The organism is Bacteroides sp. 519 (genome assembly GCF_010500955.1).
Lineage (GTDB): Bacteria > Bacteroidota > Bacteroidia > Bacteroidales > Bacteroidaceae > Bacteroides.
Map to the genome: position 1 here is coordinate 337891 of NZ_QVMJ01000003.1, position 19929 is coordinate 357819.

At 41.5% G+C, this 19929-nt stretch carries 10 protein-coding genes and 1 tRNA gene; 1 reads left to right on the forward strand and 10 read right to left on the reverse strand.

What is annotated here, in order from left to right; translation table 11 throughout:
• Nucleotides 1-7: 7 nt before the first annotated feature.
• From D0T85_RS04410 to D0T85_RS04450, 9 genes are all read right to left on the reverse strand, one after another.
• On the reverse strand, nt 8-1684 hold the full coding sequence (locus D0T85_RS04410) for a RagB/SusD family nutrient uptake outer membrane protein (protein WP_163210628.1): 1677 nt from the start codon (nt 1682-1684) through the stop codon (nt 8-10).
• A gap of 30 nt (nt 1685-1714) precedes the next feature.
• The gene (locus D0T85_RS04415; RefSeq protein ID WP_163210629.1) at nt 1715-4732 is read right to left on the reverse strand and encodes a SusC/RagA family TonB-linked outer membrane protein; all 3018 of its coding nucleotides are present in this window, start codon (nt 4730-4732) and stop codon (nt 1715-1717) included.
• Between the two features lie 38 nt (nt 4733-4770).
• Nucleotides 4771-6681 (reverse strand): RagB/SusD family nutrient uptake outer membrane protein, encoded by a 1911-nt coding sequence (locus D0T85_RS04420; protein WP_163210630.1) that lies wholly within the window; start codon nt 6679-6681, stop codon nt 4771-4773.
• Nucleotides 6682-6711: 30 nt separating this feature from the next.
• Entirely contained in the window at nt 6712-9846 is a 3135-nt protein-coding gene (locus D0T85_RS04425; RefSeq protein ID WP_163210631.1) for a TonB-dependent receptor, read from the reverse strand.
• A 289-nt stretch (nt 9847-10135) separates the two neighbouring features.
• Complete coding sequence (locus D0T85_RS04430) at nt 10136-14296, reverse strand: hybrid sensor histidine kinase/response regulator transcription factor (RefSeq protein WP_163210632.1); 4161 nt, start codon at nt 14294-14296, stop codon at nt 10136-10138.
• Between the two features lie 69 nt (nt 14297-14365).
• Nucleotides 14366-15535 (reverse strand): DUF418 domain-containing protein, encoded by a 1170-nt coding sequence (locus D0T85_RS04435; protein WP_163210633.1) that lies wholly within the window; start codon nt 15533-15535, stop codon nt 14366-14368.
• A 235-nt stretch (nt 15536-15770) separates the two neighbouring features.
• Nucleotides 15771-15852 (reverse strand) — tRNA-Leu (locus tag D0T85_RS04440).
• A gap of 89 nt (nt 15853-15941) precedes the next feature.
• Complete coding sequence (locus tag D0T85_RS04445) at nt 15942-17114, reverse strand: toxin-antitoxin system YwqK family antitoxin (RefSeq protein ID WP_163210634.1); 1173 nt, start codon at nt 17112-17114, stop codon at nt 15942-15944.
• Between the two features lie 2 nt (nt 17115-17116).
• Nucleotides 17117-18310, reverse strand: coding sequence for a hypothetical protein (locus D0T85_RS04450; protein WP_163210636.1), 1194 nt, complete (start codon nt 18308-18310; stop codon nt 17117-17119).
• A 354-nt stretch (nt 18311-18664) separates the two neighbouring features.
• Here D0T85_RS04450 and D0T85_RS04455 point away from each other — a divergent pair, with 354 nt between their 5' ends.
• Nucleotides 18665-19084 (forward strand): hypothetical protein, encoded by a 420-nt coding sequence (locus tag D0T85_RS04455; RefSeq protein WP_163210638.1) that lies wholly within the window; start codon nt 18665-18667, stop codon nt 19082-19084.
• A gap of 108 nt (nt 19085-19192) precedes the next feature.
• Here the strand turns inward: D0T85_RS04455 and D0T85_RS04460 are convergent, their stop codons facing one another.
• Complete coding sequence (locus D0T85_RS04460) at nt 19193-19723, reverse strand: hypothetical protein (RefSeq protein ID WP_163210640.1); 531 nt, start codon at nt 19721-19723, stop codon at nt 19193-19195.
• Nucleotides 19724-19929 lie beyond the last annotated feature (206 nt).

The following is a 19929-nucleotide window of genomic DNA, read 5'->3' on the forward strand; positions in this document are numbered from 1 at the left end:
CAACATGCTACTTAATCTCCCAACCCGGGTTTTGTACAAGGTTTGGATTCTTTCTGATTTCACTGTCGGGTATGGGGAAGAAGTACATCTTATCATTCCAAACCAGTGATTTGGTAGTCTTTTTGTACGAGAAGGTTTCGTCGCCTGTTTTTGTTATCTCCATACGCGAAACATTGGTGAATCCACCCTCTTTCCAACGACGCACATCCCAGAAACGATGTCCTTCGAAAGCCAGTTCAACCATACGTTCGCGTTTGTAACGTGTCCAGAACTCATCGCTGCTCAGCGTTTTAGGAAGACCGGGCATTTTAACATCCGAACGGTTGCGTATCACATTAACAGCGTCGATGGCTGTGAGGAAGAACTGGTCGGAAGTAGCATCGGGCGAATCCAGGTAACGGAATATAGCTTCGGCATAATTAAGGTAAAACTCTCCTAACCTGAAGGTTACCCAACTATGTCTCTTTCCACCTGTACCCTGACTGGCACTAATATCGGTTGAACCATCCAGGTACTTTTTAAGGTAATAACCTGTTGGGGTAGCATATTGAATAGGAGCCGCATTTCTTCCACCTGTATATATTTCGAGTGGAGTTGGGTTGGTGTCGGGCCATTTATCGCCATTCACAGCTATAGTCATACCCAAACGTGGATCTCTTCCGGTGTATGGATTATTCGGATCGGGTTCTCCGCCGTTCTTCATTTCGTAAGCATCTACCAATGTTTGTGTTGGGCAGTTACCCGAATTGGCGTTCTCCATTCCAATGGGGAAGTTGTACCATTCGGGGTTATTGGTATCGCCTACCCTACGGGCAAAGATAACTTCTGTTGCTTTGTAGTTGTTAACTCCCCAAAGGTCGGTGTACTTTCCAAGGCTAATACCGTTTTCGGCACAATAATCAATAACTGTTTGATTGGCTATTGCTGCTTCTTTCCAACGTATTTTGTCGTTACTTTCGTTAAATAGCTTGCTGGCACGGTAAAGGGCAGCGCGTGCTTTCAATGCCAGTGCTGTACCACGTGTAACACGTCCGGTTTCGGGGTTGGTAGTGCCTCCGGCAGCATCGTTCTCTAATCCGGAGTATGTAACGGGTAGTTCGGATGCAACCAAATCACATTCGCTCATAATAAAGTCGAATATTTCGGATGCCGGAGTACGGGTTATGGTGTTTGCCTGCTCTTCTGTCAACACATCAGTAGTGAAGGGCACATCGCCATAGGCACGAACCAACAGAAAGTAGTAATAGGCGCGCAACAACCGTACTTCATACTTGTAGCGGTTAAACCGGTTCATTTGCGATTGATAATCCTGTGCAAAACGAAGATCGTAGAAATCAAGATCTTTGGTTTCTTTCAGGAAATAATTGGCAGCACGAATGGCTGTGTAATATCCCCATTGCGATTTGGAGTTCAAAGCACTCCAGTTGCCATTGGTATAATCAAGCACCGATGAGTAAGTTAATGCCATCTCGGCCTCGTCGGTTGCCGAAGCTAAAGAGGTAAGTCCGGGTAAATCTTGATCCAGGTGTGAATAGATATTGTTCACAAATCCGGCCGTACGGCCGAAATCGGAAAATACATAATCTTTTTCATAATTGGTATATTCGTGATAGTCCATCTTGTCTGTACATGCCGACAGGAATGCTACACAAACAATACCGATATATATGTTTTTAAGTTTCATAACGTACTAAGTTTTTTGTTTCAGGATTAGTTAAAGACCTATCGTTAAACCAACATGTACAGAACGGGTAGCCGGATAAACATAACCCATTGCTTCGGGGTCGGTAAGATCTATGCTGTCAATGCTGAATAAATCAACACCTCTAACATACAGCTTTGCATTCTTCATGCGGATTTTACTTAACCAAGGTGCAGGTAGTTTATAATACACTTCGCAATTACGTAGTTTCAGGAAAGAACGATCGGCCAACCACACAGAACTTGCATACTGTGTATTATTGTCAACAACTTCTGTAGATAAGCGTGGGAAACGGGCAGATGGATTTTCTGGAGTCCACCGATTGTTATATGCATACTTCGAGATAGAAGTATTATCAATTAACGGCATGTATAAACCCGATGTTAATTGTGCTGTGTAATTAGCTACTCCCTGAAAGAAAGCGTTAAATCCAATTCCTTTCCACTCAAGTCCTACATTGAATCCATAATAAATTTCCGGACAGTTATAGCTATAGCCCATTGGAATAATGTCGTCTTCATTGATAACATTGTCACCATTGATATCTTTATATTTTATATCACCTGGTTTTACCGGTCCAAACTGTTGTGGAGTGCTGTTGGCAATATCGGCTTCATCAACAAAATAACCAATGGCTTGCAAGCCCCATACTTGTCCAACCTTTTTTCCTGTTGAACGACGATAGCTGTAAGCTTGTGGTTCTTCAAGCATCTCAATAATTTTGTTGCGATTGAAAGAGAATGTTCCTCCAAGTTTAAGCTGGAAATCATTTATTCTCTTTGTATAATCCAAACCAATTTCGGTGCCCCAGCTATCTACAATTCCTGCATTCACAAAAGGACTTTGAATACCTATTACTGATGAGTTTTGACCAGCTGCACTTACCCAGATATCCGAACGTCTTTCATAAAATCCGTCTACATTCAGTGTAAGTCCTTTCAACAAAGACACATCTAAACCTACATTGTATTTATATGCTTTTTCTGTAGTTCCATTCAGAGATGGCAAACGCCCTTCGGCCCATCCACCGTCACCATTAAAGTTATCTTGTATGGGATAACCATTGCTGCCGTTTACTGTGGTGTTCCAATAACCATTTGAAGGTATATTATCTGTATGAATAACACCGAACGATGCTCTTAATTTCATGAAATCAATGATGTTTTGGTTTTTCATAAAATCTTCGTTGGAGATAATCCATGACAACCCAATTGTAGGAGCCAACCCCCAGCGACTATCCGGATCAATTCTGTTTGAGGCAGATGTTGTTAATGTAAAATCGGCAAAATAGCGGTTGTTGTATCCATAATGGGTATACCACGAAGCACTTTGTGTGTACCAGGTGTTATTAATTCCGTTTTTATTATCGTACTTGTAAGTGTACAATAACATGGAGTAAAGGTCGTGATTGCCAAAGCGGCGTGCCCAATCAATATTTGCCTGAAAGTTAAACGAGCGGTGTTGCCAGTCTAGCTTTGCATTATCACCCGAAACAACTCCTACTGATCCGCCTTCAAAGTTATTGAACTCAACCGGTTCACCGTTTTCCCATTTACTTACCGATTGCATACCGTACTTGGCGCTTACCCTATAATCTTCCCAATACGAAGCAATGTTATCGTATCCTACACGTACATTACCACCCAAGCCTTTGGTTATAGCCGATAAATCCTGACGTAGTGCAGCGTCGAAATACAACGCACGGGTATGACCTTTGGAGTATCCACGTCCCTGAGCCAGATATACAGGGTTGTAACCACCATCCCATGTAGAATTACCTCCCCACAAACCGCTTTCGGTTTTAATAGGGAATGCGGCCGAAGGAACTGTAAATACTTTATGCATAAGGTTTTCGCCTCCCGATGCCGGACGGCTGAACTCATTAAGCACTCCCATAATATTGGCCTGCAAACGGGTTTTAGGAGTTAAATCAATATCGAGGTTGCTACGGAAGTTTGCTTTCGAGTATTTTTCTTGTGTAGAATATCCGTCGTTGGCATTGGCATTCTTTATGAATCCGCTGTTGTTTTGCAGATTCAGCAGTGTGAAATAACGCATTTTGGTAGATCCCCCGCGGAAAGTCAGCGTTACTATATCCGATGAACTGTTGTTGCGAAACACTTCATCGGCCCAATTAACATTGGGATACAAGTAAGGGTATTTACCACTTTGAAAAGCGTTCAGCTCATTCTGTGAGTAACGAGCCGCTTTGCCGTTATTGGCTAATGCTTCATTAACGGCACTAGCGTACATATACGAATCTGCCATTTCGGGAATACGTGTTTGTGTATTAAAAGCATGATCGTACGAGAAACCAATTTCTCTTGTGTTATACTTACCACGCTTGGTTACAACATTAATAACACCATTTATTCCCCTGTATCCATAAAGAGCTATAGCGGCAGCATCGCGCAATATACTTACCGATTCTACTTCTTCGGGGGTAATGTAGTTCAGTGCGTTCCAATTGTTATCGCGTTCCAAACCATCAACTACCAAAAGTACTCCATTGTTATTGTTCAATGTTTTTTGTCCGCGTATTAACATTGTTGGTATCTGTTCCCATACAGTACCTGTTTTTTGCATGGTAGCAAGACCGGCAACATTGCCATACAATGAATTGCCAACATTCATAGCCGAGCGGTTATCAATCTGATCGGCATATACTGTTGATACAGCTCCTGTTGATGCGGCATTGGTTTGGTTTAATCCAAATCCGTAATTTACCTTCTGTGCCGAGAAGTCCATTACAACGGTTATCGTTTTATCGTCGGTAACCGATACCATTTTTGTAGCCTCATCGCCGGTTTGTACTTTCAACATAACACCCCTGCCTACTGTGATTTCGAACAATCCGTTTCGGTCGGTTGTTGCCTGTACCAATGAATTGCCTTCAACTGTAACCAGTGCTCCTGCCACCGGATTACCAAGCTTGTCAACCACTTTGCCGTTTACATTACCCTCCTGTGCAAATGTATTCAGGCTAATAAAGGTTAACATTGCCAAAGCTATTATCTTATATTTTTTCATATTATTGTTTCTTAATTAACTGAATGTTTCCTCAAACATTAGTTCCAACCCGGATTTTGAGTTAAACCATATCCTTTGTTTACTTCAGAGGGTGGAAATGCCGACAGGTACCATTTGCTGCTGAAGTTGCTCCACCAAGAACGCGAGCTATTACCTAAAGTAAACACCTCGTATCTGAAGCTAGCAGGCTTGTTGGGGAATGCACTTGCGTTACCATCTGTTCCGCTCCAAGGCTTATCACCACCACCGTCGTTACGGTAAATGCGCAGTCCGTGCAAAGGTTTCTTAAACAAATCGTCTCGTTTGTAACGAATCATATCGAAGAAACGAACGTCTTCCAATCCCAACTCGCAAGCTCTTTCGCGCAGAATTTCCTCTAACAGCGCATCTTTGTTCGATGTGAGGTTTTTATCGGGGTTACATGTTTCCAGTTTACCCAAACCTACACGGCTGCGTACTATATTTACGTTTTCCAAAGCACCGGCAAAATCGTTCTTAGCCTGCAAACATGCTTCGGCATAAATTAAGTAAACCTCGGCTAAACGCAGGTAAGGCCATTCCAGGTAATTACCAGCCAAGCTTCCCTTGCCTTCTTTAAAGAACTTGTAGTTGCGGAATCCTGTTGCGGTTTGTCCTGTTTCGAGGCGGGTTTCATCAATATTCTCACGTCCGCCTATCCAAAGTTCGGCTGTATGGTCGGAGTAAGAAGCTCCATTAACCAACATGGTTTCGTACAAACGTGGGTCGCGTACCGGTTGGTTGTTATCGTTTTGATTAAAGAAAGGATGTGCACCTTCTTTCAGGTATTCATCGCTAAAAGGTTTTCCATCGCTCATTGGGAACATTTGCATATATTCCAACGTTGGGGTATATCCTCCAAAGGTTACCCACTCGCCCCAGTAATACCACCATTCCCAGTTGTATTTACCAATAATACGGGTAGATATTAGTAACTCGGTGTTGTTTGTGCGTAAGAAATAGGCATGATTAAATGCTGCACGATAATCGGAAGGCGTATCCGAGTTTGGCTGTATCAACGAATAGAAACCGTTTTTATCCAATTCTTCAAAGAAATCGGAACAAGCTTGCCAACAGCGTTCCCACCATTCGGCCTTATAGGCACCGTACCACACCTGATGATTTTCGACAGCTGTTTGTGGATTTTCCGTACTGTATGCCTGATTATCGTTAAACAACGGACTGGCAGCAAACAGCAATACTTTACATTTCAATCCCATGGCAGCGGCTTTGGTGAAACGTCCTTGCCAGTTGGCATCATCTTCGCCCAAATCCCACGGTAATACATTCGCGGCTTCGTCTAGTAAACGTACTATGTAATTGGCTGTTTCTTCGGCTGTGGCACGTGGAAGTTCATAGCTGGGTTGCACATCATAGGTTTGTTCCAACAACGGTAAACCACCAAAGTGACGGAAAAGGTCGAAATAGCGTGAAGCGATAATTGTTTTTGCTTCGGCTTTTAAACGTGTTTTTTCCGCATCGTTCATGTCGGGCACACGGTCTACATTTTCAATAAACATCCATGAGGCACGAATGGCTTCCCAGCAGTTTTCTTTTAAATAGTTAAACTTGGTGTCATCGCCTGCATCTTCATCGCTGGCTTTATAGCCTCCCGAGTAGTATTTACGGTTAATGCCATCCCATGAGTTATGGCTGTGCCAGCAATCGGACAGGGTTTCGAACATACCAGTATTCATTTTGCCGTCAACTGCATTCCAGTTGGTGGCAAGGCCGTAGTATAATTTAGAATAAGCATTCCACAGGAACGCCCGCGCATAGTCGGCTTTATTAAAGATAGTATCCTGATTCATATCACCCGTATCGGGGGCTTTCTCCAGGAAGCTGTCGCCGAACTTTATCTGATCAACACAAGAGGAGAATATGGTTGCTCCTACAAATGCTGCTACAAACCATTTTGTCAGATTTTTCATACTTCTTAATTCTATTTAAGGTGAAACGGATTAGAATCCTACTTTCAAACCAATATTAAATACACGTGTCAAAGGATAATTGGGGCGGTCGCTTTGACGTGATTCGGGATCACCCCACATAAAGTCTGTAAAGGTTAACAGGTTATAGCCATTCAGGTACAACCGACAATCGTTCAATTTCAATCTCTTCATGAAAGGGAAATCGAAATTGTAACCTACTTCTACACTCTTCAAACGCAAATAACTGGCATTTATCAGGTATAAATCGGAGCCTGCATAGTTATTGGTAGCATGAAGACTGGAGGCACGTGGAAATTTGGCAGTATAAGTATCTTCGGACGAACGCCACGTGTTTTCGTATTGATAAGCCAGTAATCCTTTATTGTTTGTATCACCCATAGGGCGGCGGAATTCGCTCAACATACGGTCTACATTCCATGCGCCTGTCCATTGCATAGAGAAGTCGAACTTGCCCCAAGTAAATCCGGCACTGAATCCGGCTGTGTATTCGGGTACATCGGTATAACCCAGATCGCGGGTAACGTCGTTTCCATCTACCTTGCCATCGGCATTCAGGTCAAGATAAACAGCATCTCCCGGCACCAATGTAATACCATGATCGGCAATGGGGCGGCCATACTGTTCGTAGTAGCGGGCATCGGCTGTTTCGTCATAAAATCCCCAGAATTTATACATGGAACGCGAACCAATGCGGCGGCCGGTTTGATACATCCAAGGTTCGTTCTGCGCTACTTCATTCATGTAGATAATCTTGTTGGTGGCGTACGACATATTTGCGCTCACCCAGTAGCGGAAGTCGGGATTTAGTTGGTCGTTCCACTTCACTTGTATTTCGTAACCTTTGTTCTCGGTTTCGCCTACATTAACCGCAGGAAGTGTCATCCCCAGTAACCCGGGCAGATAGTCGGGAGTTTTCAGGATGTCCTTACGTCTTTCGGTAAAGTAATCGGCCGAAACGCTTAACCGATCGTTCAACACATTGAAATCAATACCGTAGTTCTGTTTTACCGACGTTTCCCATTTAGCATACGGGTTCGATTGGGTTGCTTCCAAAGCTCCCGGTCTTTTATTGTTTACTTCCTGACCAAAGTAATATCCTTTATCGCCTTCGTATGTGTATTTACCAGGCAAGTATAAAAAGCGTTCGGAACCATTCTTGTCATTACCTACAAGACCTACCGAGGCACGCAGTTTTAAATACCCAACCACTTTTTTAGCTGCTGCAAAGAATGGTTCTTCACTAATAACCCAACCAATTGAACCGGCAGGGAAGATTCCATAACGGTTTCCTTTGGCAAAGTTCTCGGAACCATTGTAACCAACATTGAATTCTGCCATGTAGCGGGTTTTCCAATCGTAAGTTACACGACCAACAAGGCCTACATATCCCGATGGAATGTATGTATAGGTACCGCCCGGGTAATATTTTTTAGATTGATTGTATAAGGCAAGTGCCGATACATTATGATCGCCGAATTTACGGTTGTAATTCAAAGCCAATTCCATATACCAATCGCGTGCTTTACCAAAATCACCATCGCTATAACTCAACTGACTGTCGGAACCTGATTTGCGGAAAGAGATGGAACCATCATCGCCCACAATGGGAGTATAGTTAGCTACCGAGGCACTGGCTTTTTTTACATTAGAGTAGGTTGAATTATAAGACCCCTTCAGTTTAACCGAAAGCCCTTTGGTAATAAAATCCAGTTTCTGATCTAAAACCAAATCCACATTCAACACATTGGTTGTTTTTGTGCGGGCTCCTTTGCCATAATAAGAGGCCAATCCATCGGTACCTGTAAAAGGCAGGTAGTCGCCATTAGATTTTATGTACATACCATTAACAATACCGGGGCTTGCAAATGGAACAGCCCAGTAAAGTTTCCGGAACAATTGGTTCTGGTCTTCGTCCGACTCGGGGGTTTGTTTTGTTTCTATACGTCCACCAATATTAACCGATAAAAGCGTGGTTTTTGTGAGGTCAAAGTCGAGGTTTGCACGATAATTGTATCGTTTATAGTCGAAGTTGAAGTCGTCGGAGGCATTGAACTGTTTAAACATACCGTTCTGTGTAAAGAAACCACCCGAAACGAAATAGCGCATATTATCCGTTCCACCCGAAATGTTCACATTGTGTTGAGTTTGTATGGCTGCTTTGTTCATACAGTAATCTATCCAGTTGATATCGGGATAGAGCAACGGATTTGTATGATCGCGGAAAGTGGTTAACTGCTCTTCCGAGAAAATATCACCACCCCCATCGTTGCGCGACATCATATTATAATAGTCGGCATATTGATAAGAGTTGGCAAAATCGAGTTCCTTGGTACGTACATTTACACCAAGTGAGGTAGAAAACGAAATCTTAGCTTTACCCTGAGCACCACGTTTGGTAGTAATCAGGATTACACCGTTAGCACCACGTACCCCAAATACGGCTGTTGCCGAAGCATCTTTCAAAATGGTAATACTTTCGATTTCGTTGGGGTCGATTTGCGACATTTCGCGTTCCACACCATCCACCTGTATCAATGGTGCAGAGTTTCCCCAAGTGGCAATACCACGTACATAGATATCTGCGGCATCAGCACCAGGCTCACCCGAGTACTGTACCGAAGATATCCCAGTCATTTGTCCCGAAAGGATGTTTGAGATGGATCCGGATGGCGTTTTCAGTAGGTCATCACCTTTCATAGAGGAGATAGCACCTGTTACCGAAACCTTTTTCTGAACCCCATAAGCTACAACTTCTACCTCGCCCAACATCTGGGCATCTTCTTCTAATACTATATTTATACTAATACCTTTTTTAACTGTGACTACCTGTTCTTTGTAGCCAATAAAACTAAATTGTAACTTACTGCCGGGATCGGCTTCGAGACTAAATGTACCATTAAAATCGGTTATAACACCAACTGTACCCCCTACCACTTTTACGTTAGCACCGATAATCGGTTCTCCAGTTGCATCTTTTACTGTTCCTGTTACTTTAACAGTACTTTGCTGAACGGTTTCCGGAAAAGGATTTCCTGTACTGTATCCTTTCAATGGTACCGATAAGAACAAGAGCAATAAAACAGCAGGTAGCAACCGGCCTTTTACTTGCATTTGCTTTTTATGGAAGCTTTCTTGTTTTTCCATTAGCACAAAATTTAAGATTTAACATAATGAATAATAATCTCAACCAACAACTGTAGTTGCTTGCTTACATGTTTTTGGTTTGCGAAGTAAAGATAGAGTGCTGTTAGAAAAAGGGCATTCTACAACATCCCAAACAGACGTTAATTTGGTTCATGAAACATTTGTGTATGTAAAATGGCGGATTTGTACACCATAGTAGTTAGTAGTTAGTAGATAGTAGCTAGTAGCTAGTAGACCATGCGGCATCGCTACTAACTACTAGCTACTAACTACTAGCTACTAACTACTACTAACTAGTAAACCGTTCCATATACTCGGAAGGTTGCATGCCAAATTCTTTTTTGAAACTGCTGCTAAAATACCGGGGATCATTATATCCTACAGCGTACGCTAACTCTGATATACGGATATTCTTTTTCTCTTCCATAATCCGGCAAGCGGCCTTCATACGAATATTGCGGTTGAAAGAAACATACGAGAGGCCAGTTAAAGATTTCAGTTTCCTGAAGAAGGTTGATTTACTCATGTGCAGTTCATTCAGTAGTTGCTCCTGATCAAAATCGGGATCGTCCAGATGAAGAGTAATGCAGTCGATGGCCTGTTGCAGGAATTCTTCGTCAACACTGGTATAGTTCAACTCTTTGGCTTCAAATACCAATTGGTTTTTAAAGTCTTTCCCCATGCGTTTACGACTGCGCAAAAGGTTAGTGATACGGGCATGCAACACACTCAGGTTGAACGGTTTACTTATAAAAGCATCAGCACCCGAGTTGTAGGCTTCTACCCTATCTTCTTCTTTATTCTTGGCAGTTAATAAGATTAGAGGTATATGTGAGGTTTCGAGCTTGTTTTTGATGTATTTACAGAATTCGATACCATCCATCTGAGGCATCATAACATCCGAAACAATCAGGTCTATATCCTCACGTTCAACAACATCAATGCCTTCTATGCCATTGGTGGCAGTATGAACAATGTAGTCGGTGTTTAGCAACTTGGTCATTAACAGTAGGAGCTCTTCATTGTCTTCGACTATTAATAAAGCTGGTAAGGTATGAGTTGATTCTGTTTCTTGTTTTTCATCCATTTCATCGTCAAAATCCTCTTCGGTGAATGCTGTTTCGGACAATTCTGTTTTAACATCGTCTGTTAGCAAGTTCTCTACTTCCTCTTCCGGATAAGAACTGCGGAGGTATGGTAGATTGATTGTAAACACTGTACCTTTTCCTTCTTCACTTTCTACAGCTATTGTGCCGTGGTGCAATTTAACCAGATCACGAACCAATGAAAGCCCTATACCGGTTCCAATGGTTTTGAATTTTCTGTAATCGCCTTCGTAAAAGCGTTCAAACAGGTTCTTCTGTGCTTCTGCGGATATACCGGGACCATTGTCTTTTACTACCAACCGGGCCATTCCTGTTTCATCTTTGGTAAGTTCTACTGTTACCATACCACCCGAACGGTTGTATTTTGATGCATTAGAGAGTAGGTTGTAGAGTATCTTATCTATCTTGTCCGAATCGAAATAGGCATTAAATACCTCAGGCTGGCACGAAATACTAAATTGGATATCTTTCTTTTTCATCAACGGACGGAAACTATCCAGCCCCCGGCTTATAAATTGGGCCAGATCGCCATGCGCAACCCGTAGTTTAAGATTACCGGTTTCGGCTTTGCGGAATTCAAGTATTTGCTGCAAAAGACGTATCAACCGGTTAATATTGTTGCTCATTACCCGATACTGATCTTTGTAGGTGGGTGCAATGCGCTTTAACTCGTCTACCGAGGCCGAAATAATGGTTAACGGAGTGAGCAGTTCATGAGTAATATTGGTAAAGAATTGTAGTTTGGCATGGTTCACCTCTTCCGACTTTGCCTGTTCCATTTCGCGTAAATGCAATGCGTTGCGCAAACCAATGCGATTGCGTATTATCCGGTATATGTAATAAGCCAAAGCGCAGGTAAATAGCAGATACAAGGTATAGGCCCACCAGGTTTTCCATGGTGGCGGAAGGATGGTAACTTTCATCTGTAGTGTATCTTCGTTCCATATTCCATTGGCGTTAGAGCTTTTCAGGTTGAATGTATAAACTCCCGGTTTCAGATTGTTGTAATAAGCAAAGTGTTTAGAGCCTCCTGTATATTGCCAATCGGATTCGAATCCGGTCAATTTGTAAGCGTATTGGTTCTTATCGGGGTTTGCATACTCCAGTGCCGAAAACTCAATATTAAAATTGTTGTGCCAGTGGTCCAGACATATTTCGTTTGCAAAGCTGGGCGAGAGTGCCGAAACATCCATACGTTCTTTTAGTGGTAAATTGCTCCACGACTGGTTGAATATTTTAATATCGGTCACTGTAATAGAGGTTGACGATAATTGCTCTTGCTGTTTTTGAGGATAAAAGCTATTGTATCCTTTGTGTCCACCGAAAAACATTTCACCGTCTGTAGCTGTGGCCAAGGCGCAACGGATAAAAATATTATCCTGCAATCCGTCTACTTTGGTATAGAGGCGGAAACTTACAAGTTCGGAATCATCGCCAATGATAAGTTTTATTAATCCGGCATTGGTACCAAGCCACAGATTATTGTCTTTATCACTTTGAATGCTTACAATGGCATCGCCCGGCAGATTCCATTTTGCATGTACAGGTATGAATGAGTCGGAAGTTTCATCGTACAAACTTAAACCGCTTCCACCCGTGCCTACCCAAATACGGCCTTTATTATCTTTATAAATGCAATCGGCATAAATACTGTTTAGTTTACCATTGTTGGTTGAGTAATAAGACACTGTATAGTTATCGGCTTCATCTCGTTGTAGCCTGAGTACTCCGTGTGTGTTGGAGGCTGCCCACATATCGCCATTGATGCCTTCGGTAAGGTACATGGTATGAATGTTTTTCATTAAGTTGTTACCAACCTGCAAGTTATCGAAACGTACTGTTTCGCCATTGGCTTTGTGCATAGACATACCATTGCGTGTGGCGAACCAGAGGTTGTGCCCAGAGTCTTCGTATATATGGAAAACGCAATTACCGGGTAACCATGAAGCATTTTGTGGCAGGTGGTTCTTTACTCTCTCGGCTGTGGGGGCTTGTTTGTTTACTTCAAAAACACCGCCATCGTAAACAGCAAACCATATATGACCTGTAACAGAGTGTTGCATTATAGATGTTACAGTTGATATGCTTTTATAAGACTCAAATCCGGGCATCTGAGTGTAATATGTAAACTGACCTGTTTGCCTGTTTTTTACTCCTAATCCATAGCTTCCTATTCCCAGCCATAACAGTCCTTCATCGTCCAGCAGGATGCTGCGAACAGAAGTTGTTTTCAGCATTCTTTTTACTTCCAGCAATTCATCCCAGTAAAAGTTTGCTTTCCGGGTATTGACATTGTTAATGCCACCTCCAATCATGCCTACCCACATCAATCCCTGACGATCGCGCATAAGACTGGCCACTTCGTCACTGGCAATGGAACTATCTGATTCGGTAGGGTAAAAATTACTAAAGGTTTCGGTACCTTTATAATTATCGGCAAGTGGAAGCACACTTAATCCCTTACGAGTTCCAACCCATAGAGAATGGGTATTGATGTCTTCGGATAGGGTATAAATTATATCGTCTGAAATTCCTGTAGGATTATTTTCATTGTATCGGTAAGTAACCCAGGTAGTTTTATCGGGTTGGTAAGCATCTTGTAAAAGTACCAGTCCACCACCCCATGTACCTATCCAGATATTCTTTTGGCTATCCTGAAATATATAATGGGCAGAGTTTTGGCCGTTGGCGCTGTTTAGCCTTGGATACCGGAAGTATTTATTTGTTTTACGTTCATAACGATAGAGCCCTTCGTCCCATGTGCCAATCCAAATATCTCCCCGATCATCTTCGAGTAGCGATTTGACAGTGGTTTTAGGGAGTATGTTCCCTGTGTTGCTTTGCTCATGGCTTAAAAAATCATCTTTATCTTCGTCGTATTCATACAATCCCCAATCTGTTGCAAAAAGAATCCGTTCGTCGCTGGTAACCAGTATTTGCGGAATACTATTGCCATTCATTGCCGGATTATCAATTTTGCGTATGATACCTGTTTTCTTATCTAAAACATTGAGGCCACTGTAAGTACCAATCCAAAGGCGGTGCTTTGTGTCTTCGGCTACACAAAAAACATTGTTATTGGTTATCAGATCGGGATGGAAAAGGTTAGACTTATAGGTGGTAATTGAATAACCATCGTACTGAAATAATCCGTTGCGGCTACATATCCAAATATAGCCATCGCGATCTTGATAAACAGACTGTATGTCTTTATTGGGCAGATCACTAAGGATAGAGGAAGATTTAAATATTAAAGAGCCAGGATTAACAATTTCGTTTGCCTGGCACAGAGATACGGATAAAAGTAAAACCAAATGAATAAGACGCCTGATTCTAGTTTTCATAGCAATTGTCTATATTTATGATGCCTCGGTAAGACATCACAAATATAGATAAATACTTCCGAAAACAGGCTATCTTTCTTCATTTTTAATCCATGTAGCCTTTTTCCACAACCATTCTAACGGGCCTTGACGATGTGAACGAATCCACCAACGACAAAATAAGAATTGAAGAAAGAACACAGCAACACCCATCAGGAAGCATGCTGTAATGCCAGTGTACTGATAAAGCCCCAGCCCCCAGTTATAAAACAAGAATCCCCCGATTAAAGACTGCGACAGGTAGTTTGTTAAACTCATGCGACCATAAGGTGCCAACTGATGAAGTACACTTTTGAATCGTGTAAGGTAATAAACAAGTATTATGCCAGCAAACAGTATCCCTGTAAAGGCAATGTTCGAGAGCGACTTTAGTATAAGGGTAGAAGGTACAAGCAATGCTTCACGGTTTACAAAGTCGGGCAGTATAGCTATTAAACCATAAATGGGAAAGAAGGCTAAGGTAGATGTAATAAACACATTGACCCAGAGTTTTATATTCTTTTCCGAATAAAGGAATAAACTACTGCGACCTATTAGCATGCCTATCATAAATAATCCTGCTGTTTGGGTAACCCGTCCATGTAATATCATCCAGCCCATATTGGCAACATTGCCTGTCCATATAGCGGTTTTGCACATTTCGAGAAACGAACCTTCTTTCTGTGCTATGTTAACCAACTCCCAGTATGGCCCATCGAACTCGGCATTCATGGTGAATTGAGGGTTAATGAGTGCGTAAATTAGCTGTATCCATTCAAGCGGTTGCAGTAAAAGAACAACAGCAATCAGTGCCACTGTACGGGTAGATAGCCGGCAAACTGCAATCAGTACATAACCAATCAACGCATAGAGCACCAATATTTCGCCGGGAAATAAAGTTGAGTTTATACAGGCTATAAAGAATAGTAATACCAACCGCCAGGCAAACCGACCACGAAAATCTTTTTCTTTTTGTTTTTGTGAGTTATCCTGAATAAAAAAGCTGAACCCAAAAAGCAAAGCAAAGATACAGTAGGCTTTGCCCGAAAAAGCAAAGAACACACTGTCCCAGATTACCTTGTCGGTAAACTGTAAGAAATTGCAGGTTTCTTCGGGGAAGCTATTGAGACTAAACCGCTCAATGAAATGAATCAGGGTAATCCCCATTACGGCAAAGCCACGTAATACGTCTGCTATCTCTATACGATTAGTAGTGTGCATACTTTCTTAGATTTTAAATGTTAGCGTTTTATTTGTGCCGCAAATTTATGATAAAACAGGTGCGTAATCTAAGAAAAATGGGTCAATAAGTGGTGAAAAGAGGTATATAGTGATTTTTGCACACTTAGTTGAATAAAATAAGAATAACTGTGCAAATATTACTGAACCAAAGTATCTTTAAAACAAGAAACAAAAAAGCGACAAACCGAAGAAATCTTCAATTTGTCGCTTTAAGTGCGGCTGAAGGGACTCGAACCCCCACGTCTCACGACACTAGATCCTAAGTCTAGCGCGGCTACCAATTACGCCACAGCCGCGTCGCTTTTGGTTTTGCGATGCAAAGATATGATCTTTTTTTGGTTACACAAACTATTTTTGGCAGAAAGTTTAAATAATATAATATTCCTTAGTTAAATTCAATATCAACAATGCCCGAATCGTCCTCCTTGAGTTGTATAGAAGGGTGTTTCTTATAAGTTGTATTCTTATAAGTTTTTTCTCCGGCTTTGTTATACTGCTGAACATTTACCAGTCGACCGGTTTCGTCTAGCAGCATGAGAAGTTTAATTTTACCATCTTCGTATTGTTTTTCTTGAATGGCTTCGCCGTGGCGGTAAAGTGTTTCTTTCCACAATATGCCTTTGTGATACACTTTATGTACACCGTGAGGCTTGTCGTCCTGATAATCGCCCTCGTTTTCAATGGTGTTGGGGCTTTCGTCGTAATAGGTAGACTTGCCGTTGCGCTTACCGTTGGCATATTCTACTATCGATTTTACAATGTTTCCTTTATAGTAACTCTTTTCCTGACCATGGCGTTTGTCGTTCAGGTAAGTTATTTCTTGCTTAATGTCACCGTTTTCCTGGGCAAAGATCCATTTACCTATTTTCTCTCCGTTTTTGTTGTACGTTCCTTTTTCTCTGATGTTCCCGTTTGCATAATGTATGCTGTAGTCGCCAACCTGCTGTCCGTGTTCGTAGTGCGAGGTAGTGGTTTGTCCCTGGCTATCCATCTCGAAATGCTTTCCGTGATATTTTCCGTGGGCATACCCCTTACTTGCTATTAAAATGCCCTCATTATTATACCTCACACGGTTTCCGTGTATTTTGCCTTCGTTATCGTACGAGAATTCTTCGCTAACCTTGCCATTGGCGTGGTGCGAAATACGATGTACGGATGTTCCATTCTTATACGTATGCCGGGTTTCAACGTATCCATCGCTGTAATAACAGTAGTCGCCATCGGGTCTTCCGTTTTTATATGTTCCTTTCTCGGCCAACGAGTTGTATCGGTATTCTTCCCAATCGCCATTAACAATACCTTTGGTAAAGTTACCAATGTTGTACTTTACCCGGTTTACTACAATATGATAGGTTCCGTTTAAGGGCTTCCCGGTTTCGACTTCGGAATACTGGCTGATGTAATTACCGAGCTCCAGTACACGGATGGTTATTATATCCGGCAATTCCTGATCTTTCTTTATCAGAAAACCTTTGTAATCTCCACCTTCCATTTGTGCATAAGCAGAAAACAGATTCATGGAAATAAAGAACGCAATAAAGTATAGTTTAATTTTCATGTTTATAGCTTAATTTGTTTGTAACCGTTGTTTGTTTGAATTATAAAGCCATTATTAATGCAGATAGCATGTTTTATGGTGGTTTCGGCACCAAGTTGTTCCAAATAGATTTGCTCTCCTTTGCTGTTGAGTAGTTCTATCATCAATGGTGCATCTTGGGCTAATGTTGCTTTATAGCTGATTAGAATAAAATTTTTGTTGTTATGCAATACAGAAGGCGAGAAACAAATCCGCTCGGCCGTAATGGGTTCGAGTGAGGTTATCCGGTATTTATCCAGTTGTTTGGTGTCGCGGGCAGTAAGTTTAAGCAACTTGTTTTCGGGACCACCGTTATTAAATAAATAGGTTACCCGCATAAGCTGTGCTACATTGCTCGACTCGTTGTTTTCTGTATTCAGAAACAGGTAATAGTTTTCTTGGCGTGCATGGGGAAGAAGCGTTTTCGATTCTCCGGTGGCAACATACCTGAAGGCTTTTTCGGTATAAAGCATATCTGCTGCCGGAAAGTAAAAGAATTCTTTTCCCAGATTGGTATTCAGCCGAAAACCTTCGCCATTTTGCTCCTTAACAAAAGCTACCGACGAGAAACCGGCGTTCAGGGCTGGTTTGCCGGCTGCAATACCGGGTGTAACATCTACCAACATACAGCTATCGGTATGTATTGTGTAGATATGGTTTGAGTTTACAATAACATAATGGGTACTATCCGATCGGAACCATCTGTAATCAATGTTGGTTATCGGTGGGGTAACCTGCAACTTTGTTTCTTTCAATACTTTATCTGTATCAGCATCCCGGTAAACCGAATAAAATCCCTGACCATCTTTACCCGATAGCGCATTTTTGAGTTCAAGGCTAAGAATAAATCCTTGTCCGTTAACTGCTAAAGGAACCGAAAACAGCTCCTTGTTAACTACGGTGATTGCAGCGTTGTTTTCGACAAAAACAACCCTTATCAGCACATACAATAACGCAAACGCCACAATAGGTATCAATACCCATTTGCGTTTTACGGGATAGGGTGTGGTGGTTGTATCGGGTGTGGTTGGGCGATAGTTTACATTTACATTGATGTCGTCGTTATCAAGAAAAAACTTTGTATCACACCTGTCGCACTGGTAACGGTCTTTGTCTATCTCTTTAGGGCTTGTACTTCCGCATTGCGGACATTGTATCACCTTAATTTGTTTTGCCATAAATAAGCTTTTGAATATTTAAGCTTTATGTGTTTTAAGCTAAGGTGCGAAATTACAATTAACTTTGTATTTACCAAAAAACACAGTTGATTCTTATTGCATAAATTATACCTTTCTTTTGGAATTGAATAATTATATCATCATCTTTGCACTGGCATTTGTTTATAAACACCCGGATGTACAAGTATCGAACACCCGGGTGTTCATGGTCTGTACACCCGGATGTTCAATACTGTTACACCCGGGTGTTCACGCGTTGTACACCCGGGTGTTCCAAAACAAATGCTAGTGCATTGCAAAGCAAGATGTACTACAATACACAATAAGACGTACTATATTTGAACATACATAACAATGGAACAAACAAAAAAGAAGAACGGAATAGCTGCGGTTATCATTGGGGTTATATTATCTTATTTACTATCTACTTTCTTCTTCAAAACATCGGTAGAAGAGAAACTAGCTAAGTGGGCAACCAACATAAACAAAACGTGCCCCACGATGGTAGATGAATTTACTCAGATAGATAGTGTAGCGGTTCCCAAAGGCAGTCGCACGATTAAGTATTATTATAGCATTTCGAACATTGATGAAGAAAACCTGGACTTGGATATAGCATACACCGAAATGCGTGAAGTACTGCTAAATGGCATTAAAACTTCTTCGGAATTGAAGATATTAAAGGATAATGATGTTACTTTCGACTATCTGTATTTTAATAAAAACAGGGAGAAACTGATGGAGATAAGTATTTCTCCTGCCGAATATAAATAATGTTTTGAGTAATGAGTAATGAGTAATGAGTTTTGAGTTTTACCATGCGGCATCGTTACTCAAAACTCATTACTCAAAACTCATTACTCATTACTCAAAACTCATTACTCAAAACTCACCATACTCATCGTATTGCTTAATAAAATCGCTTTCTGCCTGAATTTCCACCTCTTTATAATCCTCATCGTGGTTAAACCAACAAAGAAAATGTCCCAGATCGGTATAATGGAAAACATCTTTGTATGCCCATGTTGAATCTTTTATTCCGGGTTTATAGAACGATGTTTTAAGTGTATATTCACCATTGTTGCTAGTCAGCACACCGCGATAGGCTTGATACAAAGCAAAACTGATATCGGCCTGTGCCACTTTGAAGATGTATTTATCGCGGAACTGTTGAACAACATTGTCCAATCCCTTGGTTACAAACAACAGGTTGTAATACCGATCGTTCATCATATTACGGGTTACTTTTCCGGTAGACGATGGGATTAAGGCTGCACTGTACAATTCAAAACTTTTTTCGTTGTAAGCTACCTGCCCAATGTAATATTCGGACGGGGTGTTACTCTTTTCTTTTTCAACTAATTCCTTCATGTAGGTAATCGCTGCATCGAAGTTATTCTCAAGGATACTCATATCGGGTTGTTTTAGGTTATTAATAGCAATACAACAATTTAATGGTTGGTTTGGTTTTGATGTATATCACAACTTAAACACAACTGTTTGATTTACAGACAAATCCGAACGAAGTGAGAAAACTTTGATGTAACCCTTTTCCGCATTTGTTGTAACATTGAAGCCCCTTTGCGCTTCGTATTCTTTTCGTCTTCTTCTACTTTCGT